At 63.1% G+C, this 21,254-nt stretch carries 17 protein-coding genes; 11 read left to right on the forward strand and 6 right to left on the reverse strand.

Annotated features, from left to right (window positions below; translation table 11 throughout):
* The first annotated feature begins 258 nt into the window (after positions 1 to 258).
* The 4 genes from AC6UAL_RS03135 (at position 259) to AC6UAL_RS03150 (ending at position 4,027) form a co-directional block, all read left to right on the forward strand.
* The gene (locus tag AC6UAL_RS03135; RefSeq protein WP_500681906.1) at positions 259 to 852 is read left to right on the forward strand and encodes a hypothetical protein; all 594 of its coding nucleotides are present in this window, start codon (positions 259 to 261) and stop codon (positions 850 to 852) included.
* Positions 853 to 962: 110 nt separating this feature from the next.
* Positions 963 to 2,330: an amidohydrolase gene (locus AC6UAL_RS03140; protein WP_500681907.1), complete on the forward strand. Its 1,368-nt coding sequence runs from the start codon at positions 963 to 965 to the stop codon at positions 2,328 to 2,330.
* Positions 2,331 to 2,380: 50 nt separating this feature from the next.
* The gene (locus AC6UAL_RS03145) at positions 2,381 to 2,998 is read left to right on the forward strand and encodes a 3'-5' exonuclease (protein WP_500681986.1); all 618 of its coding nucleotides are present in this window, start codon (positions 2,381 to 2,383) and stop codon (positions 2,996 to 2,998) included.
* A gap of 33 nt (positions 2,999 to 3,031) precedes the next feature.
* Positions 3,032 to 4,027 carry an ABC transporter ATP-binding protein gene (locus AC6UAL_RS03150; protein ID WP_500681908.1) on the forward strand — a complete coding sequence of 332 codons (996 nt, stop codon included), beginning with the start codon at positions 3,032 to 3,034 and terminating at the stop codon, positions 4,025 to 4,027.
* 22 nt (positions 4,028 to 4,049) lie between these two features.
* On the opposite strand, the gene AC6UAL_RS03155 is transcribed toward AC6UAL_RS03150, so the two are convergent.
* Positions 4,050 to 5,240: a tyrosine-type recombinase/integrase gene (locus AC6UAL_RS03155; RefSeq protein WP_500681909.1), complete on the reverse strand. Its 1,191-nt coding sequence runs from the start codon at positions 5,238 to 5,240 to the stop codon at positions 4,050 to 4,052.
* A 458-nt stretch (positions 5,241 to 5,698) separates the two neighbouring features.
* Between AC6UAL_RS03155 and AC6UAL_RS03160 the strand changes: the two genes are divergently transcribed.
* The 3 genes from AC6UAL_RS03160 (at position 5,699) to AC6UAL_RS03170 (ending at position 9,545) form a co-directional block, all read left to right on the forward strand.
* Complete coding sequence (locus tag AC6UAL_RS03160) at positions 5,699 to 6,760, forward strand: mannose-1-phosphate guanylyltransferase (RefSeq protein ID WP_500681910.1); 1,062 nt, start codon at positions 5,699 to 5,701, stop codon at positions 6,758 to 6,760.
* 163 nt (positions 6,761 to 6,923) lie between these two features.
* Positions 6,924 to 7,370, forward strand: a complete 447-nt coding sequence (gene ruvX / locus AC6UAL_RS03165) for a Holliday junction resolvase RuvX (RefSeq protein WP_500681911.1) — start codon at positions 6,924 to 6,926, stop codon at positions 7,368 to 7,370.
* A gap of 93 nt (positions 7,371 to 7,463) precedes the next feature.
* On the forward strand, positions 7,464 to 9,545 hold the full coding sequence (locus tag AC6UAL_RS03170) for an acetate--CoA ligase family protein (RefSeq protein WP_500681912.1): 2,082 nt from the start codon (positions 7,464 to 7,466) through the stop codon (positions 9,543 to 9,545).
* Positions 9,546 to 9,788: 243 nt separating this feature from the next.
* Here AC6UAL_RS03170 and AC6UAL_RS03175 read toward each other — a convergent pair whose 3' ends face one another.
* Positions 9,789 to 10,076, reverse strand: coding sequence for a redox-active protein (locus AC6UAL_RS03175; protein WP_500681913.1), 288 nt, complete (start codon positions 10,074 to 10,076; stop codon positions 9,789 to 9,791).
* 255 nt (positions 10,077 to 10,331) lie between these two features.
* Here AC6UAL_RS03175 and AC6UAL_RS03180 point away from each other — a divergent pair, with 255 nt between their 5' ends.
* Entirely contained in the window at positions 10,332 to 10,988 is a 657-nt protein-coding gene (locus AC6UAL_RS03180) for a DUF805 domain-containing protein (RefSeq protein WP_500681914.1), read from the forward strand.
* 110 nt (positions 10,989 to 11,098) lie between these two features.
* Here AC6UAL_RS03180 and AC6UAL_RS03185 read toward each other — a convergent pair whose 3' ends face one another.
* Together AC6UAL_RS03185 and AC6UAL_RS03190 are read right to left on the reverse strand one after the other, a co-directional pair.
* Positions 11,099 to 12,757 carry an FAD-dependent oxidoreductase gene (locus tag AC6UAL_RS03185; RefSeq protein WP_500681915.1) on the reverse strand — a complete coding sequence of 553 codons (1,659 nt, stop codon included), beginning with the start codon at positions 12,755 to 12,757 and terminating at the stop codon, positions 11,099 to 11,101.
* Between the two features lie 63 nt (positions 12,758 to 12,820).
* Entirely contained in the window at positions 12,821 to 13,330 is a 510-nt protein-coding gene (locus AC6UAL_RS03190) for a rhodanese-like domain-containing protein (RefSeq protein WP_500681916.1), read from the reverse strand.
* 75 nt (positions 13,331 to 13,405) lie between these two features.
* Here AC6UAL_RS03190 and AC6UAL_RS03195 point away from each other — a divergent pair, with 75 nt between their 5' ends.
* The 3 genes from AC6UAL_RS03195 to AC6UAL_RS03205 all read left to right on the forward strand — a co-directional run bounded on the left by AC6UAL_RS03195 (position 13,406) and on the right by AC6UAL_RS03205 (position 16,211).
* Complete coding sequence (locus tag AC6UAL_RS03195) at positions 13,406 to 13,741, forward strand: ArsR/SmtB family transcription factor (protein ID WP_500681917.1); 336 nt, start codon at positions 13,406 to 13,408, stop codon at positions 13,739 to 13,741.
* 171 nt (positions 13,742 to 13,912) lie between these two features.
* Entirely contained in the window at positions 13,913 to 15,472 is a 1,560-nt protein-coding gene (locus AC6UAL_RS03200) for a hypothetical protein (RefSeq protein ID WP_500681918.1), read from the forward strand.
* Positions 15,473 to 15,608: 136 nt separating this feature from the next.
* On the forward strand, positions 15,609 to 16,211 hold the full coding sequence (locus tag AC6UAL_RS03205) for a DUF1287 domain-containing protein (protein WP_500681919.1): 603 nt from the start codon (positions 15,609 to 15,611) through the stop codon (positions 16,209 to 16,211).
* A gap of 429 nt (positions 16,212 to 16,640) precedes the next feature.
* Here AC6UAL_RS03205 and metH read toward each other — a convergent pair whose 3' ends face one another.
* Together metH and AC6UAL_RS03215 are read right to left on the reverse strand one after the other, a co-directional pair.
* Complete coding sequence (gene metH, locus AC6UAL_RS03210) at positions 16,641 to 20,372, reverse strand: methionine synthase (RefSeq protein ID WP_500681920.1); 3,732 nt, start codon at positions 20,370 to 20,372, stop codon at positions 16,641 to 16,643.
* Positions 20,373 to 20,633: 261 nt separating this feature from the next.
* Positions 20,634 to 21,026 carry an NADH-quinone oxidoreductase subunit A gene (locus tag AC6UAL_RS03215; protein ID WP_500681921.1) on the reverse strand — a complete coding sequence of 131 codons (393 nt, stop codon included), beginning with the start codon at positions 21,024 to 21,026 and terminating at the stop codon, positions 20,634 to 20,636.
* Positions 21,027 to 21,254: the final 228 nt, after the last annotated feature.

Below are 21,254 nucleotides of genomic sequence, written 5' to 3' on the forward strand. Positions count from 1 at the left end.
CTGTGTTACCTTTGGTGCGTTCATTTTTGACGCATCCATGCCTTTCGGTGCGTTTTCTTTTTGACTCAATACGGTGGAAGTCGTGTGTCGCCTTCGAAGCCTCATGAAATAAATCTAACGCATCTTCCGTTACTGATTTTGTCCGCTGGCGGCTGTGTTGAGTGCCGGGCGATGCAGGATGGTTTGCCTGCCTTGGCCGCCTAGGTCTTTGTGCTTGCTTTCTGTTGGCGCGGCGGGTATGATGTGCTCGCACGCGCTATGTTTGAGAGTTCGATTCATGCTTACGAGAGGCTTTCGCTGTTTTCTGCCGGTTTGACGATGGGGCTGGTGCTGGTGGTGCTGCATTTGCTGGTGCTGTTCCGCCCGCAGGTTTGCAAGGCGGCGGTGGCCGCGGCGATTGAGTCGCCGCGCGCGGGGCAGGTTTTGCTGGGGGTTGATGCGCTGTGGTTTTTGCTGCTGCTGGTCGGTGAGGGCTGGAATCCGCTGCGGATGGAGTTGTTTTCCTTCGAGCAGTTGCGCGGCTTGTTGGTGGTGCTGACGCCGGTGGTGTGGTTGGTGTTCGCTAGGATGATTACGGAGAATTTGTTCGCGCGGGCGCTGGGGCTGTTTTTCCTGATGATGGCGATTGTGCCGATGACGGCGGCGTTTTTGAAGGAGCCGGAGTCGCGTATTCTGATTCCGCTTTGGTGGTATCCGGTGATTACTTTGTCGATTTTTTGGGTGGGTAAGCCGTTTTTGTTCCGCGATTGGTTTTATGCGCTGGTGGCGCGTCCGCGTTTGTGCCGTGTGCTGAATGGTTGCGGGTTGCTTTATGCGCTGGCGTTGGTGGTGTGCGCGGTGTTGTTCTGGTGAGTGCGCGAGGGGGGGTGCGGGGCGCGCGGCGGTGTTTTTTCGCACGGCGGTGTTTTTCGCGGGTGTTTTGATCTTTTTTCTGTTTTTCTGTTTTATTTCTTTTTGCGGCGATGTTGACGTTTCCTGAGGCGGCGGTGCAGGCTCAGCGGCCTGTGTGTGATGCTCTTTATACGGCGGATTTTGTGGTGACGCAGAATGAGGGGCGCGATGTGATTGAGGGGGGGGCTCTGGCGGTGAGCGGGCGCTCGATTTTGTGTGTGGGGCATGCGGATTTGCTGGAAGTGCTTTATCCGGAGGCGCGGCGGGTGGATTTGGGGCATGCGGTGATTTTGCCGGGGTTGATTAATGGGCATACGCATGTGCCGATGTCGCTGCTGCGCGGGTTTTCGGATGATAAGGGGCTGATGGATTGGCTGACGCAGGATATTTTTCCGCAGGAGGCGAAGTTGACGCCGGAGTTGGTGGAGTTGGGGAGCCGCTGGAGTATGGCGGAGATGATTCGCACGGGGACGACGGCGTTTTACGATATGTATATGCTGGAGGATGCGGTGTTTCGCGCGGCGGATGAGATGGGGTTGCGCGCGGTGCTGGGGGAGAGTTTGACGCAGTTTTATCCGTCGCTTTCGGCGCCGTGCTGGGAGGCTCATGCGGAGTTGATTCGCGATCAGGCTCGCCGCTGGATGAATCACCCGCGTATTCGTCAGGCGGTGCTGCCGCATGCGCCGTATACGACGAATCCGCAGTTGCTGCGCGATTGCCGTGCGCTGGCGGATGAGGTGGGGGCGCTTTTCGGGATGCATTTGGCGGAGACGGCGACGGAGACGGAGTTGTGCCTGAAGGATCACGGGTTGCGCCCGGTGCCGTATTGCCGCGAGTTGGGGATTTTGGATCCGCTTTGTACGTTTTTCCATGTGGTGGAGGCGGGTATCGGGCCGAAGGAGATTCGGGAGGATATGGAGTTGCTGGCGGAGGAGCGCTGCGCGGTGGTGCACAATCCGGCGTCGAATATGAAGTTGGCCAGCGGGGTGGCTCCGCTGGCGGCGATGGATGCGGCCGGGGTGCAGGTGGGTCTGGGGACGGATGGGCCGGCGAGTAATAATGCGCAGAATATGGTGCGCGAGATGTATGTGGCGAGTTTGCTGCACAAGGTGGCGGGGCCGGATCCGCTGGCCTGCCCGGCGCAGCGGGCGCTGGATATGGCGACGCGCGGCGGGGCGGCGGCGCTGCATGATCCTTATATCGGGTCGCTGGAGCCGGGGATGAGGGCGGATTTTACGGCGCTGAGTCTCGCGGAGCCTCATATGCAGCCGGTGCATCATGTGGTGTCGAATGTGGTGTATGCGGCGACGGGGCTTGAGACGGTGCTGACGGTGGTGGACGGGCGCGAGTTGTATCGCGAGGGGCGTTTCCTTTGCTGTGATTATGAGGGTCTTTGCGCGGAGTTGCGCTCGGTGCGCGACTGGGCGCGCAGGCGCTGAGGGGGCGCGCCGGGTGTCGGTTCCGTGCGCTCGCGCGGGTTTGTGCTGTGATGGCTGAGGGTGTGGTGATGGCTGGGGATTTGCTGGATTGCCCGCTGGGGCGTTTGCCGGTGGCGGCGATTGATTTTGAGTCGGCGGGGGCGGCGCCGGGCGAGACGGATCAGCCGGTGCAGGTGGGGGTGCTGCGGGCGGAGTCGCTGTTTGAGGGGCCGAGGCTTTTTGATTCGTATTTGGCGTGTTCGCGCCCGGTGCGTTGGTGTGCGTCGCGGGTGCATGGGATTACGTCGGCGATGTTGCGCGGGGCGCCGCGCTGGGTGGATTTGTGGCCGCAGATGCGCGATTTGTTGTCGGGGGCGGTGGTGTTGGGGCACAATCCGTCGACGGAGATGCGGTTTTTGCGGGTTTTTCCGGGGCACGGGTTCGGGCCTTGGCTGGATACGCTGGCTCTGGCGCGACGGGCGCTGCCGGGTCTGGGGGATTATGCGCTTGCGTCGGTGTGCGGGGCGCTGGGGGTGGTGGGGGAGTTGGATGCTCTGGTGCCGCGCCGCTGGCATGATGCGCTGTATGATGCGGCGGGGTCTTTGTTGGTGCTGCGGGCGCTGGTGCGCGGGCTAGCGATGGAGGAGGTGCCGCTGGGGGCGCTGGGCTTTGCGCTGCATGAGGGTTGACGGGGGCCGATGGCCGTGTTAGCATAGGGGGCAATGGATGATTCTGCGCTGCTCCGGGTTCGCGATTTGCGCGTTGAGTTTCACTCGCGCCGAGGGGTGAATTATGCGGTGAATGGGGTGAGTTTTGATGTGCGGGCGGGGGAGACGCTGGGTATTGTGGGGGAGTCGGGCTCGGGTAAGTCGGTGAGCTGTTCGTCGCTGATGGGGCTGCTGCCCTGCCCGCCGGCGGTGATTGCGCCGGAGTCTCGCGCGATGTTTCACGGGCTCGATTTGCTGCATGCGGGTGAGGCGGAGCACGCGCGTTTGCGCGGGCGGGCGATTTCGATGATTTTTCAGGATCCGATGACGAGTCTCAATCCTTGTATGACGATCGGGGATCAGGTGGCGGAGCCGCTGGTGATTCACCGGGGCTTGAGTTGGCGCGAGGCGCGGCGCTTGGCGGTTGAGGAGTTGGGGCGGACGGGGATTCCGGATCCGGAGCGGCGGGCGCGTGCGTTTCCGCACGAGTTTTCAGGCGGGATGCGCCAGCGTGTGATGATTGCGATGGCGCTGATTGCTCAGCCGGAGTTGTTGATTGCGGATGAGCCGACGACGGCGCTGGATGTGACGGTGCAGAAGCAGGTACTGGATTTGCTGCGCCGCCGCCAGCGGGAGTTGGGTACGGCGATGATTTTGATTACTCATGATCTCGGTGTGGTGCGCGCGTATGCGGATCGCATTCAGGTGATGTATGCGGGCAGTGTGGTTGAGTCTGCTCCGGCGGCGGAGTTGCTGGAGCATCCGCTGCATGCGTATACGCGCTCGCTGATGGCGTCGATGCCGTCGCACCGGCGCAAGGGGGAGCCGCTGCACACGATTCCGGGTTTGCCGCCGACGCTCCGCGAGCCGGTGCGCGGCTGTGCGTTTCGCCCGCGCAATACGATCGGACGCCCGGAGCTTTGCCTGAGGGATCGCGTGCCGGAGTTGGTGGAGGTGTCGCCGGGGCACTGGGTTCGCAATTGCCCGGGGTGTTTGGCGACGGCGGGTTGAGGTGGGGGAAGGAGTCGGCGGGTCAGAAGCGGCTGGCGTATGGGTCTCCGCCCTTGGCGGCGGCGAGTTCTTTTTCGTAGCCCCAGTATTCGGAGGCGTTTTGGGCGGTGATGTTGTCCATGCCGAGGTAGCGGGTGAGCAGCAGGTGCAGGGAGCTGTGCCCCATGTCGATTTGCAGGCCGGCGACGTCGCGGAAGTATTTGAGGTGGTAGGAGGCAAAGGTGTGCCGCAGGACGTCGGCCGGCCACTGTTTGAAGCCGGCGGCGAGCCGCAGGGCACGCCAGCGTTTTTCCCAGCCGAGCGGGATGACGGGGGCTCCGGCCGGGCGGAAGGGGGCGATGCGCAGCAGCCAGCAGAAGAGGACGCGCCGCATGATGACTTGCCGCCGGGTTGCGGTTTTGGCTTGGAGGGGGGATACCATGATGACGCGCTCGCGGAGGCGGATGTCGCCCCAGCGGAGTCGCGCGACTTCGGTGGGGCGCAGGCCCGCCCAGAGCATGAGGCCGAGTGCTGCGGCGCAGGGGCTGTGTTTGGGACTTTGCGCGGCGGTCAGGAGTCGGCGTACTTCGAGGATGGAGAGGGCGCGGATGCTTTGCTCGGGGGCGTAGAGGTAGGTGAGTTGTTCAACGGGGTTGGTGCGACAGACGCCCAGCCGGCAGCCGCAGGCGAAGATGGCGTGCAGGAGGGTGCGGGCTTTGCGCTGCATGGGCATGGTTTTGAAGCTTGTTTCGATGAGGTTGACGCAGTCGGCTCCGGTGATTTCGCCCACGGGCATGTAGCGCCACCACGGTTTGACCCGCAGCATGCGCTGGACGTATTGGGCGATTTCCTGCAGGGTGCGCGGGCGACGGCCCGTGCGGCTGCGCAGGGAGATTTCAAAGAGTTTCCAGAAGGTCCAATCCCGCGTCTCGAGTTCGTTGACGGCGCGCAGCATTTCGCTGCCGCCGAGGACGAGGGGATGCTCGATGAGCTCGCCGTCTCGGGCGGACGGGTGCTCCGGCTCTCCGCTTCCGGCATCGGCGGATGCCGACGGTGAGGCCGGGGCGTCGACGGCGGCCGCGGGGCTCTCTTCACCCCAGACCAGTCTCGCACGCTCGCGGCTCGCTTGCTCCGTGCCGAATTCCGCATTTGCCTCTGCGGCACGGTGTGCGAAAGGGGCTTGTTCTCCGTTTTTCGGTAGATCGTCTTCAGGCTCCGCAGGCTTCGTTCTCATTTTCTCTATTTCATACCTTTTGGGGCCATTTAAGCAACAAATTTTATTTGCCCGTATAACATGCTAACAGTCAACCTCCCATACACGAGGATTTCTCCAGGGCTGATATTTTTAATAACATCGAAAATTCGGCCATATAACTACATTACTTTGTTGATTACCTGTAACTTGCTGAGGAGTAAATGTTGTTATATCATCGGAAAAGTGCTCTTGGGGCGGCTCGGGCGAGAGGCGATTTTCGAGGGTGAAAAGGGGTTGAAACGTGAGAAAAGGGGGTGTTGTTGCGGGGGGAGGCTTCGGGCAGATAACAACGCGTCTTGGCTTGTTGCGGGCTCTGTCTTTGCCTGTTGCGGCGGGGGCGGAAAGCTGTCTGCGGCTGCGGCGTCCGCATGAGGCTGCCGGGGCTGCGGGCTTTCTCTCTTGACGCCGGGCGCCTCTGCCTCTATACTGGCGAGGCCATGGGAAATTATGCACTGATTCTTGCCGGAGGCAGCGGGACGCGCTTCTGGCCTCTCTCCCGAAATGCAAGGCCGAAACAGCTGCTCGATCTCTTCGGTCAGGGCAGCATGCTCAGCCAAGCTGTTGAACGCATGCGTGGTATTTTGCCGACGGAAAACATTATTATTCTGACGAATCATCTTCAGGAGGCCGAGGTGCGGCGACAGGCCGCCTGCCTGCAGCCGGAGAACATTGTGGCCGAGCCGGCTCGCCGCGATACCGCTCCGGCGGTGTCTCTGGGTATCGGGCTGATTGCGGCGCGGGATCCTCAGGCCAATATGATGATTGTGCCGAGTGATTCGCTCATTCTGAACAATGAGGCTTTCCGCGATCTCGCGGCCGAGGCTCTTGCTCTCGCGGGGCGCGAGCGCGCTCTCATCACGATTGGTATTCGCCCGACTTGGGCCTGCCCGAGCTACGGCTACGTCGAGCGGGGCGAGAGGCTCGATGATCCGGCTCTCAAGTACAGCTGCTACGAGGTCAAACGCTTCCGGGAGAAGCCGGATGCCGAGACGGCGGAGCGCTACCTTGCCGCCGGGAATTTCAGCTGGAATGCCGGGATGTTCATCTGGAATGTTGCTCACGTGCGCCGCGAGCTCGAGGAGCACAGCCCGCAGCTGGCGGACTTTATTTCGCGGCTGACGCAGGCGGGGGATCTGCCGCGTTTCATCGCTGAGGAGTTCCCGAAGCTCACGCCGATTTCCATTGACTATGCTCTGCTGGAGAAGAGTTCTCGCGTGCTCAACTTCGAGGCGAATTTCGACTGGGATGACGTGGGTTCGTGGATTTCGGTGGGCAAGTATCTGCCGACGGATGCTTCGGGCAATGCGTCGAATGCGCCCGTCACGGCGCTGGAGTCGGGCAACAATATCATTTTCAGCACGGGCGGCAAGCGCATCGCGCTCATCGATGTCGACGACCTGATCGTGATTGAGACGGAGGATGCTCTGCTGGTGACGCGGCGCTGCGACGCGGACAAAATCAAAAAGATCGTGGACATGGTGCCCGACGAGCTCCACTGAGCCACCCCGGTCTTCGGAATCGCTCGGCGGCGGCTCCGCCCGCAGCTCAGGCAATCGAGCGGCCGTCTTCGGCCGCAGAGCTGTGCCGCAGCGGTGCCGCCGCCCCGCCTCCTCCCCTCCTTCCTCTAAGCCCCGCGCTATCACGCTATTCACCTTTCCCTCTATGCACCCTGCCCTCGGTCTGGACTACGGAGAAGCCCGCATCGGTGTTGCCGCGACGGATTCCTGCGGCATCATGGCGCATCCGGTTGAGAGTATCAGCGTCCGCCAAGCGGATGCTCTTGCTCGCATTGCGGAACTCGTTCGCGAAAGGGGCATACGCACCCTTGTTCTCGGTCTGCCGCTGCGCATGGACGGCAGCGAGGGCAGCGCCTGCGCCAAGGTGCGCGCTTTCGGCGACAAGCTTCGCGCTCAATTTCCCGATCTGCCCCTCATCTACGTGGATGAGTACCTGACGACGGCCACCGCGCAGCAAAAACTGCACCAAGCCGGAAAAAAAGCCAAAAGCTTCCGCCCCATCATCGATCAGGCGGCGGCTGTTGAAATTCTCAACAACTGGCTAGAGCAGTGCGGCAACCCGATGCCGGAGTCTGATATTGATTTTTTTTGAGTTCGCGAAGCATTTTTTCGCATGAATCCGCTTGAATGTGCGGGGCTGAGGTGCTAAACTCAGCCTCAGCGAACATCCGCATCCATTGTCACTATGTCACTCGAATCATTCTTTAATCCGAAGAGTATCGCCGTGGTGGGCGTGTCAGACAATCCCGCCAAGCTCGGCGCCGTCGTATTCAACAACATTCTCAGCGCCAATTACAAGGGTGAGCTCTACGGTGTGAACCCCAAGCTGGACGGCAAGGAGGTTTACGGACGCCCCTGCTACGCCAGTGTGGACAAGCTGCCCAAGCCCATGGATCTGGTTGTCATCCTCGTGCCGGCTCGCTTCACGGAACCCGTCATTGATGCCTGCGTCGCCAACGGCACCAAGAATATCTCCATCATCACGGCCGGCTTCGCCGAGGTCGGCGAGAAGGAGCTTGAGAAGCGCATCGCGGAGAAGTGCCTCAACAACGGCATCAACCTGTTGGGGCCGAACTGCCTCGGCCACATCGCCACCTTCAACAACGTCAACGCTTCCTTTGCCGACGGTTTCCCGGCTCGCGGCAACGTCGCCTTCATTTCTCAGTCCGGCGCCTACTGCTCGGCCATCATGGATTGGGCCGCCAGCAAGGGCATCGGTTTCTCTCACTTCATCTCCATCGGCAACAAGGCCTGCATGGGCGAGGATTCTCTGCTCAGCGCTCTCAAGGATGATCCCGATACTTCCGCCTTCATCTTCTATCTGGAGTCGCTGAAGAACGGCAAGGCTTTCCTCAAGGTTCTCAAGGAGGTGTCCAACACGAAGCCCTGCGTCATCATGGAGCCGGGCAAGAGCGCCAAGGCTCAGGCGGCCTCGCTTTCGCACACGGGCTCGCTTGCGCCGAACTACCGCGTGCTCGAGATTGCTCTTCAGAGCGCGGGTGCCGTGCAGGCTTACAATGACCGCGAGCTCTTCGGTCTGCTGGAGGTGCTGCAGTACACGAACCACCACGAGTTCGACGGTCAGGTCGCTATTCTGACCAACGCCGGCGGCGTGGGCGTGCTGACTTCCGACCTCTGCGAAGAGGCCGGGCTCGATCTTGCTCGTCCTTCCGAGGAGACGATCGCCAAGCTGCGCGAGGTGCTGACGCCCGAGGCCGCCTTCGGCAACCCCATCGACGTGGTGGGCGACGCGAAGGCCGACCGCTACGAGAACGCTCTGCGTATTCTCTGCGAGAGCGGCGAGTACAAGAACATCCTCGTGCTGCTCACCCCGCAGCGCGTCACCGACTGCACCGGCACGGCCGAGGCCATCATCAAGCTTGTCCCGCAGTACAAGAACGTCAATGTCTTCTGCGCCTTTGTGGGCGGCAAGCGCGTGAGCGAGGGCCGCAAGCTGCTCTCCGATGCCCATATCCTCAACTACGAGTACCCGGCTGATGCCGTGCGCCTGCTCGGCCTGCTCAAGGCTCAGATGGCCTATCGCGGCAAGGAGCTGGCTCAGGCGGAGATCGGCGAGCTTCCCGCTGCCATCAAGGCTGCCGTGAAGGAGGCCAAGGAGGCGGGGCTTGCCTCGCTGCCGCAGCAGACGGTCAACATGCTGATGGATCACTACGGCATTGATTACCCGAAGTGCGGCAACTTTACGGACAAGGCTGAGGCTCTGGCCTTCTGCAAGACGCTCTTCCCGAACCCGGTGGTGCTGAAGCTCTCGGCTCCGGATGCGCTGCACAAGACGGAGATGAAGGGTATTTACCTGAACATCTGCGACGAGGCTTCTTTCAATGAGGCTTGGAGCGGCCTCTGGGGTTCGATCGAGAAGTTCAACCTCAAGGGGGCATCGGTGCTCATTCAGGAGATGATCACGAAGGCGACCGAGACGATTATCGGCGTGAACAGCGACAAGAATTTCGGGCGTGTCATGGTGTTCGGCACCGGCGGCATTTACACCGAGGTCATGCGCGACACGACGATGCGCATTCTGCCCGCCAATGACTTCGACGCCATGATCAAGGAGACGAAGGTCGGCAAGATTCTCAACGGCGTGCGCGGCGAGGCTCCGAAGGCTGTCGGCCCGCTGGCCGAGACGCTCAAGAAGGTGCAGCAGCTCGTGCTCGAGGTGCCCGAGATTACGGCTATCGACGGCAACCCGGTGCTCGTCACCGCCGACCGCGCGGTTGTGGTCGACTTCAAGATGCTCCTCAAGTAAGGGCATAGCGACTGATCGCTTTATTCACCGCCTCTCCCCTGCCGACGCCGGGGGAGAGGCGGTCTTCTTTTGTCGGCCGACCGACGGCAGCCGACGCGAGCGGAGTGGGAGGAGCGGAGAGAAGCGAAAAAGGCGGCGCCGAGAGGCTCGGGGCAACAAAAAGCCCCCATTCGGCGCGATGCGGAATGAGGGCCCGGCACAGCGGCGCCGCAGGGGCGTCGCGCAAACGGGGACTAAAGGGGCTCAGGCTTTGGACTCGAAGAGCTTCTCGAGCAGCTCGGCCGCGGTCTTGACGCAGAGCTGGCAGGGGACGGGGGGATCGCCGCCTTTGAGTTCGCGGCAGCGCGTCGCGCCCAGTGCGGTGCGAAAGGCTTCTTCGATCTGCGGTGCGTCATCACCGGCGAGGTGCATTGCGGCATGGAGGGCACCGCAGGTGCCTCCGTCCGCGCGTCCGCCGCTCTGCTTTTTCATGTCCTCCAGCAGATCTTCGCGCCCGAAAGCGGCGCAAATCGTCTGAGCGCAGGTGTGCATGTAGGGCGGCTGACGAAAAGTGGATAGAGCGCGTTGAGCAGCATTCATAGCGGGCTTACTCTACCACAAACGGCAGCAGCTGTCAATCGGCGCGGACGATTCTTCGGGGCCGATGCCTTTGACGCCGCGAGGAGAACAGCAAGGCTCTCTCAATCGCCGCACCATCTCTTGACGCCGCCGCCCTGCCCTGATACAATGCGCAGTCGAGCCGCGTATAGTTGATCTCGGCTCATTCAACTCTCTCTCAACACAGCGATGAACGGATTTTACTACCTCAACAGCCGAAACGAAGTGCAAGGTCCTGTCTCGATCAACGAGCTTCTGGAACTCCTGGCCAACGGCATCATTCAGACCACCACCTTGGTCGCGCGCGTCGGCGATGCGGCTTGGCGGCCGCTTCCGTCCGTCCTCGCCGATATGAACATCACCGCGCCCTGCCCCCCTGTCGGCGGCGCGTACCAAACCGGCCCCTCACGCAGACCTCAACACGAGTCGGCTTCTGACGGCGACTATCACGACGGCATGGGACTCTTGGAGATTTTCAAGCTGACGATGACGCGCAATTTCGCCAACTTCAGCGGCCGCGCCACGCGGCGTGAGTACTGGATGTTCCAGCTGGCATCGCTGCTGTTTTTGCTCAGTATCTATATTCTGGGCATTTTCCTCATCTTCCTCATCGACCCCTCAATGAGCATCATCATGATGGGTTTATCCCTGCTGTATAGCTTGGCTCTGATTATTCCGGGGTTGGGCCTCTACGTACGCCGACTCCACGACACGGGGCGCAGCGGCTGGATGATTCTGCTGGGGCTCATTCCCTTTATCGGCGGATGGATTCTCCTCATCTTCTCCTTGCTCGACAGCCAGCGCGGCACCAATGCCTACGGCCCTTCGCTGAAGTATCCTGATTGAAGGGTTAGCTGTGTTCTGAAACGGCCGTCCGCCCTTCTTCTTTCCCTACGCCCACCCGCGCGGCGCGCAACCGCGCGGGTGTGCGCCGCGCGGGTGCGACCGGAGCCTCGTCAGCCGTGACGGCGAATCAGAGACATCGTCTCGTAACCGCCGCTCAAATTGCGGGCCTCATAGCCCGAATTGATCAGGAAGCGCGTCGCCGTGTAACCGCGCACGCCGACCTGACACATCACCAGCACGGGACGAGAGGGGTCGAGCTCCGCCACCCGGCGGCGCAACTGCGAGAGCGGAAGATGCAGAGCTCCGGCAAAGGGAGCGCGGGCGACCTCCGCCTCCTCGCGCACGTCGAGCACCGTAGCCTCCGGATGAGCGGCTATGTCTTCGTAGTGTGCCACCGGGTGCAGGCCCGCCAGATTGTTGGCAGCCGCCATGCCCGCCATGTTGACGGGATCCTTGGCCGCGCCCTCCTGCGGCGAGTAGCAGAGCTCGGCCGCTGCCAGATCGTGCACCGTGCCCCCCAAGCTCATCGCCATCGCCACCACGTCAATGCGGCGTGACACATCCTGCTTGCCGATGGCCGTCGCGCCGAGGATGCGCCCGTCTTCGCGGTCGTAGACCAAGCGCATGTGAATCGGCGTCGCTCCCGGGTAATAGGTCACGTGATTCGCCGGGTGCACGTCGACGTACTCGTAGCGCCCCGCCATTCCCATGCGGTCGAGCATCTCGCGGTTCATCCCGACCATGGCAACCGTCATGTCAAAGAGGCGCAGCACACTCGTGCCCCACACGCTCCGGAAACGCTCGTCCGTCTTGCCGGCTATGTCGGCTGCGGCTACGCGAGCCTGCTTCTGCGCCACCCCGGCCAAAGCCAGCAGCATGGGCTTGCCCGTCACGCCCGAGCGTACCTGCACCGCATCGCCCACGGCCCATATGCCCGGCGCCGATGTCCGCATCTTCTCATCCGCCACGATCGCACCCGCCATCCCCAGTTCAAGGCCGGCCTCGCGGGCCAGCGCGGTCTCGGGACGCACGCCGATGGAGAGGATGATGAGGTCGGCCTCCGCACTCTGCCAGTCGTCGGCGTAGGCCTGCAAACGCCCGGACGCCGCGAGGCGAATCCCTTTGGTCATCACGCTCGTCTCCACGCGAATGCCGCGGGCCGCCAGCAGGTCGCTGACGTAGGCCGACATCTGAGCATCCAGCGGCGGCAGCACGTGAGACGCCCCCTCAGCCACGTTCACCTCCAGCCCGAGGCGGTGCAGATTCTCCGCCACCTCCAGCCCGATGAAACCGGCACCGATCACCAGCGCCGAACGCGCCTGCCTCTCGCGAATCAGTGCCTTGATGCGCTCCGCATCCGGGATATTGCGAAGAGCCAACACACCCGGCAAATCAATGCCCGGCATACTCGGGCGGAAAGGTGCCGCCCCGGGGGAGAGCACCAGCTCGTCGTAGGGCATCGCCTCCTCTTCTCCGGTCTCGAGATTGCGCACCACGAGAAGGCGCTCGTCCTTGCGGATGGCGACGGCTTCGTGCCGCAGCAACACCTCGACACCGAAGCGCTCGCGGAACAGTTCGGGCGTCGCCTGCAGCAAATCCCCCTGCTCCGCAATCACCTCGCCGATGTAATACGGCAGCCCGCAGTTGGCGAAGGAGACGTAGGCGCCGCGCTCAATCAGCACAATACGGCGGTCGTTCGTCAAACGGCTCAGGCGCGCGGCAACGGTGGCTCCGCCCGCAACGCCTCCGACAATGATCGTTGTTTTCATGGTCATCTTGTCTAGGGTTATTTTAAAAATTCAATCAAACAGTTGCGCTCGACACGCATCGGCTCAGGCGCGATTCCAAGGCAGCCGAGCCAGCAGCAAAGCGAGGCCGCAAGTTCCCGTCAGCCCCGCCGCCAGCAAGCCGCAGCTCGTCAGGGCCGGCACCGACAACCAGAGCGGGTGCACCCAAACACCCAGAGAGAGCGTCAGCAAATTCACCAATCCGATGATGATCTGCACCTGCCGAATCAGGGGCAGCGCTGCCCCCGCCTCGCGCACCACGGGCAATCCGGCATCCTGCCAAGCGTTCATCCCCTGCTCCAGCACGCAAGCCTTAACGCCGCAGCACTCCTCCAAGTGGCGGCGCGCCCTCTCCGCCCTCTTGCCGCTCTGGCAAATGAGACAAAGCGTGCGCCCCTCCGCCGGCACCTCAAAATGCTCCCGCTTCTCCAGCTCATCCACCGGAAGGTGAACGGCACCGCGAATGTGGCCGCTGCGGAACTCCATCGCCGTGCGGACATCCAACAGCTCTGCCTGACCATCGTGGATCAACTTCTCCAATTCAGTCGTATTCATGTTTCGCATATTCGCATATCGCGATACGCGGATATTACACTTGACGCAGGTCCGCGTCAATGATAAAATTTGCCCATGCAGAAAAAAAATCTCCCCGATATCAGCCCGGAGATGCTCCCGGAACTGGCGGACTTCTTCAAACTGCTCGGCGAGCCGGTGCGGCTGAAGCTGCTCTCCTCGATCTGCCGCGAGGGCGGCGGAAGCGTCAACGAACTCAGCGAGCGGCTGAGCTTGGGGCAAAGCGTCGTCTCAAAGCACATGAACATGCTGCACGAGGGCGGGCTGGTGGACAAAAAGCAGGACGGCAGCCGCTGCCTCTACTCCATGCCGGACGACACCCTCTGCCGCCTCTGCCTCATCGCCGCCGAAAAGATACGCGCCAAAGCCGATCGGCTGCGCCGCCTAGTCTGAATGTCGCTCTCCGCCCTCCCGGACGCCGGAGGCACGCGCCATACGGAAAAGGTCTTTCGGGAAAAACATAGGGCTTGCAGCGACACGCGAAAACGGGTATCATGAACGGGCGCAGCGCATGAGTTGTCCGCAGCGCACCGCATCCGTCAACACCGCAAATCCAACACCGCCATGAAGAAAGCCATTCTCCTTGCCGCCGCCTGCGCCGGCAGCTTCGTCCTTGCCCAGACTCCGGCCGACACCCCGCTCGCGCAGGCCGTTGCCGACAGCAAAGCCTTCACCCCGGCCGCAGCCAAGCTCGACCAACTCGCCAAGCGCCTGCCCCTGCTGGCGCAACTGCCGGCCAAAACCAGCTTCTGCGTCAGTTTCCAAGACGCCCAAACCTACGGCCTCTCCGTCGAAGCCATCGCCGTCAGCATCACGGACGACATGGAAGCCGTCACGAAGCTCCTCAGCGCGGCGACCCGCGGCGGCGCCGGCACGGAAGCATCGGGCTCAGCGCAAAAGCCCCTGCACCTCGCCCCCATCTATGCCGTCGCAAGCCTCAAGCCGGGCAGTGAAACCGCCATCCTGCAAAACATTGAATCCGACATCAACGAAGCCTGCCAAAGCATGCCTGAGCACTGCAAGGCCGTCACCTACAAGGACTGGAAAGGCGTAAGCTTTGACGTCGGAGCGGCTCTTTCCGAAGAGCCCATTCCCTTTCTCCAAGCCATTATCCCCTTCGTCAAAGGCCTCAAGCTCCAAGTCATCTACCGTCTTGAGGGCAATCTGCTGCAATACTGCATCTGCGAAAAATTCAGCGACATGGCGTGGCCGAGCTCAGCCTCCGAGTCTCTGCTAACCCACCGCGACCTTCCCGTTCTGCTGCCCGCCGGGAAAGAAACACCGGCCTGTGTTCTGCTGGCCGACCGGAAACTGCTCACCTCGGTGAGCCGTGCCGCCAACGCCGGCATCACCGACGTTGCAAAGTCAAGCGACTTCATGACAGCCATGATGACGGCCATGGCCGGGAAACTGCTCGACAGCCTTAGCGGACGCGACCTGAGCCTCGCCGTCACCCCCGCCGGCCAATCCTACATCGTGCGGGCCGCTTTTGGCCTCAAAGGCGTCCACTTCACCCCCGGCGAGCTGAGCATCCCGAAGGTGTCAGCCCGTCGCGACATGTTGGTCAGCATCGCCTCTACCGGGCTGAAAACGGAAAACTCCGGAAGCCTTGATGCCCTCACGGCCATCTTCCGCACCACGCAAAAGGGTCTCACCATGGCCATGCGAATCAAGACGGACGACGCTGCGCAAGTCGTGCAAATGCTCACGCAAGACCCGACCGTTGACCCCGGCAAGGGCTTCCGCTGTGAACTCACCGAGACGCTGTCCCTGCAAGGCAAGCTCAACGGCAAGGTTCTGACCCTCAGCACGGGCAAGAAGATGGCCGCCGCTATCGATGAACGTCAGTGCGTCAAAGTTCCCTTCTGCGGTGTGGCCTTCGCCGTCAAACCGTCGGCTCTGCCGCAGCAAGAGGGTATGGAAATGGATCTGCCTCTCCCGATTGCCGGCGACCTGAAGACGGGCTGCATCACCGGCACCCTGAGCGATGACCAAGGCACCCTGATCCTCGATCTCCGCGTCTCTCCTGCCGCTGCCAAGGTCGGCAAGGGCTCGGCCAAAGGCGGAGCCGCCAAGAGCAAGGCTTCGCGCCCGGCGGCCGTGAAGACCTCGTCAGCCTCCTGACAGGCTGACCCCGACGGACGAGCGCCGCGCAAGTCTCGCCAAGCGAGACGGCGCGGCGGCCATGCCGTCTCTGCGCGTATCCCGCGCCTTTCCCGCATCCCCGACATCCCGCACCCGCCACACTCCCCTGCCCGCCATGCGCTTCCCTGCTTTTTTTCGCTCACTGAGCCTCCTGCTCCCCCTGCTGCTGACAGCCGAACTCCGGGCCGATGCCCGCCTCGCCGAAGTCGCTCGAAAACAAATCGGTGTCACCATTCTGTATGATCCCGCCTACGTCGTGCTCGACTACCCGGGCGGCGATGTCGAGCCGGATCGCGGGGTCTGCACGGACGTCATCATTCGCGCCTTGCGCGAACTCGGGTACGACCTTCAAAAGGAAGTGCACGAAGACATGAGGAAGCATTTCTCAAGCTACCCGAAGAACTGGGGGCTCAAGCGGCCGGATCGCAACATTGACCATCGACGCGTTCCCAACCTCGAATGTTTTTTTCAGCGCAAGGGCTGGCGGGTACCCGTCACCGACAAGGCCGAGGACTACCTGCCGGGAGACATTGTGACCTGCCTGCTGGGGGGCACGCTTCCGCACATCATGATCGTCAGCGACCGCAAGGATGAAAAGGGCATTCCGCTCATCATCCACAACATCGGGGCGGGCACGCAGGAGGAGGCCAACGTGCTGGACTACGAACCGACGGGCCATTTCCGCCCCGAGCTGCCCCTTCCGGTGCAGAAACGCTGAGCAGGCTCCCCTGCACGAAAGGACACGGAGATTGCGCGCGCTCGCAATTTCCCGCCCGCGCCTGCCAGAGCCGAGAGAAATCAGAAATGCGGTGGGGGGAACCGAGATTCCCGTTCCTGCCCCGCGCCGAGATTGAAGAGCCCGCGCAATGTCGCAGTAAGACCTTTCTGATGAGGCCGCAGGACTCGGCTGCCCCTATGCTGCGACACGGCCTGCCTCTTGTCCGCTTTTGAAGAGCAGAGATGCCTGCGACTGAAAGAGATGATCACCCGGCATCAATGTGCCGATTTTCATCGGTAGATGGCGAGGTTTCGCGTGCTGCAGGGGGCAGCCATGTGCAAAGACGACGGAGCGAACCACCCTGACGAGTAGGTTCCGGCAAGGAATGTTAGCTTCGCTGGGGGCGCTGCAATTGCCGGAAAAGCTTTGTTATCCCTGCCCGTCGCGTGCGATGCGTGCGGCGTAGTCGGCGCGTTGGTCGTCGCCGATGGGGCCGACGGCGAAGTAGCGTGCCTGCGGGTGGTTGAGCAGCAGGGCGCAGACGGATGAGAGCGGGTGCATCATGTCGTGCTCGGTGAGGGTGGCGCCGGTGTGTTCGGTAGCGTTGAGCAGGGCGAAGATGCTGCGTTTTTCGGCGTGGTCGGGCTGGCTGGGGTAGCCGCAGGCGGGGCGTATGGAGCAGCTGCCGTCGGTCGGCCAGACTTCGTTGGCGCAGCGGTTGCAGACTTCGGCCAGGGCTTCGGCCAGCATGCTGCAGAGGGCTCCGCAGAGCAGCGCGTTGTAGCTGTCGTTGGCGGCGTTGAATTCGGCCGCCCAAGCGTCGCCGCCGGTGACGGAGACTTGCAGGGCGCCCGCGTAGCCTTCGTGCCCGGCGGGGGCGACGAAGTCGGCGAGGGCAAGGCGTTCTTTGCTGCTTTCTTTCTGCTGGCGCAGGCTGTGGAGGACGCGTCCGCCTTCGACGCGGATGTCGTCGCCGTCGCGGTTGGCGCGCCAGATGCCGAAGACGGCGCGGGCGTGCAGGCGCTTTTCGCGCTCGGCTCGCTGCAGCAGTTCGCGGGCTTCGTCGATGAGTTTGAGGGCGAGCTCGGCTTTTTCTTCCGGCGCTTCGGCTTTGAGGCAGTTGCGGGCGGGGTTCCAGACGTCCTGCATTTCAAAGAAGCGCAGCAGGATGCTCCAGTCGGCGGCGTCGAGGAGCTGCTGCCAGGTGATGGGGAAGTCGGGCCGGCGCGTGCAGCAGGGGCAGCCCTGCGGTACGGCGACGGTGAAGAGGCCGGTGCGCTGCGGGCGGGGCTGCGGGCAAGCCGTCCAGTCGATGGCGGGAGCTTGGCGACGGGCCTGCTCGATGCTGAGCAGGGGGATGTCTTTTTGCGCGAAGTTGTCGCGCTGTTGCTGCTGGCGGGCTTTGATGGTCTCGATGTAGCTGCGCTTCTCGGCGCCGACGAGGGCGGCGGCGGCCGGCACGATGGTCGAGGCGTCTTCTGTGCGCACGACGATGCCGCTCGGGTAGTGGGGGGCGATTTTGAGGGCGGTGTGCAGGTCGCTCGTGGTGGCGCCGCCGACCAGCAGGGGGATGCGGCTGCCGCTGCGTTCGAGTTCGGCGGCGACGTGGGCCATTTCGTCGAGCGAGGGGGTGATGAGGCCGGAGAGGGCGATGAGGTCGGCTTTTTCGCGCTCGGCGGCGGCGAGGATGTCTTCGCAGGGCACCATGACGCCGAGGTCGACGATGCGGAAGCCGTTGCAGGCGAGCACAACGCCGACGATGTTTTTGCCGATGTCGTGCACGTCTCCCTTGACGGTGGCGAGCACGACGGTGCCGACGCCGCTGCCCTGCCCGCTTCGCTGTTCTTCGATGAGCGGGGTGAGGATGGCCACGCTCTGCTTCATGACGCGCGCGCTCTTGACGACCTGCGGCAGGAACATTTTGCCCGAACCGAAGAGGTCGCCCACCTGCCGCATGCCGTCCATGAGCGGGCCTTCGATGACGGCCAGCGGGCTGTGGCAGACGGCGATGGCTTCGCGGGTGTCTTCGTCGATGTAGTCGGTGATGCCTTTGACGAGGGCGTAGGCGAGGCGTTCTTGCACGCTGCCTTCGCGCCAGGCGAGCGAGGGTTTGCGGTTGAGGCCGCCGCTGCCGTCTTTGTTGCCGCTTTCGACGAGGGCTTGGGCGTAGGCGGTGAGTTTTTCGGTGGCGTCGTCGCTGCGGTTGAGCAGGACGTCTTCGACGAGTTGAAGGCGGTCTTTCGGGATGTTGTCGTAGACGTCGAGCATGCCGGCGTTGACGATGCAGACGTCGAGGCCTTCGCGTGCCGCGTGGTACAGGAAGGCGGAGTGCATGGCTTCGCGCACGGCGTTGATGCCGCGGAAGGCGAAGGAGACGTTGGAGATGCCGCCCGAGATGTGGCAGTGCGGGTGGCGGCGGTGGATGTCTCCGGCGGCTTCAAAGAAGTGGCGGGCGTAGTCGGCATGCTCGGCGATGCCGGTGCCGACGGTGAGGACGTTGGGGTCGAAGATGATGTCTTCTTCGGGGAAGCCGACGCGGTTGACGAGCAGGTCGTAGCTGCGGTCGGCGATGCGCACGCGGTCTTCGCGTCCGTGCGCCTGTCCCTGTTCGTCGAATGCCATGACGACGACGGCGGCTCCGTAGCGCCGGATGAGTTTGGCGCGGCGCAGGAATTCCTCTTCGCCGTTTTTGAGGGAGATGGAGTTGACGATGCCCTTGCCCTGCAGGCAGCGCAGGCCGGCTTCGATGACGCTCCACTTCGAGGAGTCGATCATGAAGGGCACGCGGGCGATGTCCGGCTCGGCGGCGACGAGGTTGAGGAAGCGCGTCATGGCGGCGGGGCCGTCGATCAGGCCGTCGTCGAAGCAGAAGTCGAGCACGGTGGCGCCGTTGTCGACTTGCTGGCGGGCGATGGCGACGGCTTCTTCGTACTTGCCTTCGCGGATGAGGCGGGCAAATTTGGGCGAGCCGGCGACGTTGCAGCGCTCGCCGATGAAGAGGGTGTTGCGGCTGCGGTCGTGGTTGCAGGCTTCAAGGCCGGAGAGGCGCATTTGCCCGGCCGGGGCTTTGGGGGTGATGGGGCGCGGGGCGTAGCCCTGCACGGCTTCGCGGATGGCAGCGATGTAGTCGGGGGTGGTGCCGCAGCAGCCGCCGACGATGTTGAGCAGGCCTTCTTCGGCATAGTCGCGCAGGATGCCGGCCATGTGCTCGGCGCTGTGCTCGTAGCCGTTGGGGCTGAGCGGGTCGGGAAGGCCGGCGTTCGGGTACATGCTCACGGCGCAGTCGGCGAGGGCTGCGATTTCTCGTGCGAAGGGCAGCATGAGGTCGGCGCCGAGGGCGCAGTTGATGCCGATGGAAAGGGGGCGGGCGTGGCGCACGGAGTTCCAGAAGGCTTCGACGGTTTGCCCGGAGAGGGTGCGGCCGGCTTTGTCGGTGATGGTGAAGCTGATCATCACGGGCGGCACGTCGCCGCGCTCGTCGGCGAGTTCGTCGATGGCGAAGAGGCAGGCTTTGGCGTTGAGGGTGTCGAAGATGGTTTCGAGCAGCAGCAGGTCGACGCCGTTTTCGCAGAGGGCGATGATTTGCTCGCGGTAGGCGCGGCGCAGTTGGTCGAAGTTGACGGCGCGGTAGCCGGGGTCGTTGACGTCGGGCGAGATGGAGGCGGTGACGGCCATGGGGCCGATGCTGCCGGCCACCCAGCGCGGTCGGCCGTCGCGGGCCTCGGCCTCGTCGGCGGCGCTGCGGGCGAGGCGGCAGGCGGCGGCGTTGATGTCGCGCACGATGGCGGCGAGCTGTTCGTCGGCGAGGACCTTTTCGTAATGTTTTTGGTCGTGCGGCCCGGGAGGGGACTGATGGAAGAAGTCCTGCTGGGCGATGGAGGTGGCCGAGAAGGTGCAGGTGGTGATGATGTCGGCGCCGGCGTCGAGGTATTGTCGGTGCACGCTGCTGACGAGTTCGGGCTGCGTGAGGGGGAGGACGTCGTTGTTGTTTTTGAGGTCGCGCGGGTAGAGGCTGCGATCGGCGAAGCGCTCGCTGCGGTAGTCGTCTTCCTGCAGGTGCTTTTTCTGAATCATGGTGCCCATGGCGCCGTCCAAGATGAGGATGCGGCGGCTCAGGGCGTTCTGAAGGGCTTGTCGGCGTTCGGCGGCAGTGCTGGGCATGGCGTTGAGAGGGGCTGTGGGCTGCGTACCCCTGAGGGGTGAGGAGGGGGCTGCTGGCCTCGGGTGCGGGTGGAGGGGGCTTGCGCGGGCGCGGGATGTCTCGGGGCGCGAGGGCGTTTCGAGCACGTGTTTCAACGGCGCGGCGGCGTATCGGGGTTGTGTCGGCGGATCGGCGACAGGATGAAGGCGGCGGTGATGAAAAAAAGCTCTGCCGGGAGCGTCTCCGCAGCAGAGCTTTTACAAGGGGAAGGTCTCAGCTTCTCAGCGGCGGGGGTTGGGGTTGCGATGCCAAGTGATCACGCCCTTGCCGACGGCGTAGAGGTAGGCGAAGAGGAGCACGGCGATGAAGATCGTCATGGAGGCGAAGGCCGCGCCGTTGTTGAGCACGATGTCTTGGAAGCCGAGCGCCCAAGGATACAGGAAGATAACCTCGAGGTCGAAGACTAGGAAGAGGATGGCCACCATGTAATACTTGATGGAGAAGAAGCCGGGGCAGCCGTCACCCTCGGGCACGTTGCCGCATTCGTAGGGGATGTTCGTGGGGGGTCTCAGCTTGGCGCGGCGCCCGAAGATGATGCTGAGAACGATGATCAGACCGGCGAAACCGAAGCCGGCGCAGACTTGAATCAGTGCGGAGAAGTATTCCTGAAGCATGGCGGTTGAGTGGTATATAGCAGCGGGGGGCGCCGTTGTCAAGCACAAAGTTGCCCGACGGCAGGCTTTTGGAGTCTTTTCCCCGCCTCCGTTTCCCCGCCGTCCTTCCCCCGCCGTCCTTCCCCCGCCGTCCTTCCCCCGCCGTCCTTCCCCCGCCGTCCTTCCCCCGCCGTCCTTCCCCTGACGCCGTTTCGCTGACGCTGTTTCCCTGCCGCGGTTTTCCCAACG

It is taken from the genome of Candidatus Parakkermansia intestinigallinarum (assembly GCF_944389695.1).
In the GTDB taxonomy this organism is placed as follows: Bacteria; Verrucomicrobiota; Verrucomicrobiia; order Verrucomicrobiales; family Akkermansiaceae; genus Akkermansia; species Akkermansia intestinigallinarum.

Coding starts and splice junctions, on each gene's coding strand:
- AC6UAL_RS03205 (WP_500681919.1), top strand. CDS start 15,609: ATGCGCTTCCCTGCTTTTTTTCGCTCACTGAGCCTCCTGCTCCCCCTG.
- AC6UAL_RS03195 (WP_500681917.1), top strand. CDS start 13,406: ATGCAGAAAAAAAATCTCCCCGATATCAGCCCGGAGATGCTCCCGGAA.
- AC6UAL_RS03150 (WP_500681908.1), top strand. CDS start 3,032: ATGGATGATTCTGCGCTGCTCCGGGTTCGCGATTTGCGCGTTGAGTTT.
- AC6UAL_RS03185 (WP_500681915.1), bottom strand. CDS start 12,757: ATGAAAACAACGATCATTGTCGGAGGCGTTGCGGGCGGAGCCACCGTT.
- AC6UAL_RS03140 (WP_500681907.1), top strand. CDS start 963: ATGTTGACGTTTCCTGAGGCGGCGGTGCAGGCTCAGCGGCCTGTGTGT.
- AC6UAL_RS03180 (WP_500681914.1), top strand. CDS start 10,332: ATGAACGGATTTTACTACCTCAACAGCCGAAACGAAGTGCAAGGTCCT.
- AC6UAL_RS03190 (WP_500681916.1), bottom strand. CDS start 13,330: ATGAATACGACTGAATTGGAGAAGTTGATCCACGATGGTCAGGCAGAG.
- AC6UAL_RS03215 (WP_500681921.1), bottom strand. CDS start 21,026: ATGCTTCAGGAATACTTCTCCGCACTGATTCAAGTCTGCGCCGGCTTC.
- ruvX (WP_500681911.1), top strand. CDS start 6,924: ATGCACCCTGCCCTCGGTCTGGACTACGGAGAAGCCCGCATCGGTGTT.
- metH (WP_500681920.1), bottom strand. CDS start 20,372: ATGCCCAGCACTGCCGCCGAACGCCGACAAGCCCTTCAGAACGCCCTG.
- AC6UAL_RS03200 (WP_500681918.1), top strand. CDS start 13,913: ATGAAGAAAGCCATTCTCCTTGCCGCCGCCTGCGCCGGCAGCTTCGTC.
- AC6UAL_RS03160 (WP_500681910.1), top strand. CDS start 5,699: ATGGGAAATTATGCACTGATTCTTGCCGGAGGCAGCGGGACGCGCTTC.
- AC6UAL_RS03145 (WP_500681986.1), top strand. CDS start 2,381: ATGGCTGAGGGTGTGGTGATGGCTGGGGATTTGCTGGATTGCCCGCTG.
- AC6UAL_RS03170 (WP_500681912.1), top strand. CDS start 7,464: ATGTCACTCGAATCATTCTTTAATCCGAAGAGTATCGCCGTGGTGGGC.
- AC6UAL_RS03155 (WP_500681909.1), bottom strand. CDS start 5,240: ATGAGAACGAAGCCTGCGGAGCCTGAAGACGATCTACCGAAAAACGGA.
- AC6UAL_RS03135 (WP_500681906.1), top strand. CDS start 259: ATGTTTGAGAGTTCGATTCATGCTTACGAGAGGCTTTCGCTGTTTTCT.
- AC6UAL_RS03175 (WP_500681913.1), bottom strand. CDS start 10,076: ATGCACACCTGCGCTCAGACGATTTGCGCCGCTTTCGGGCGCGAAGAT.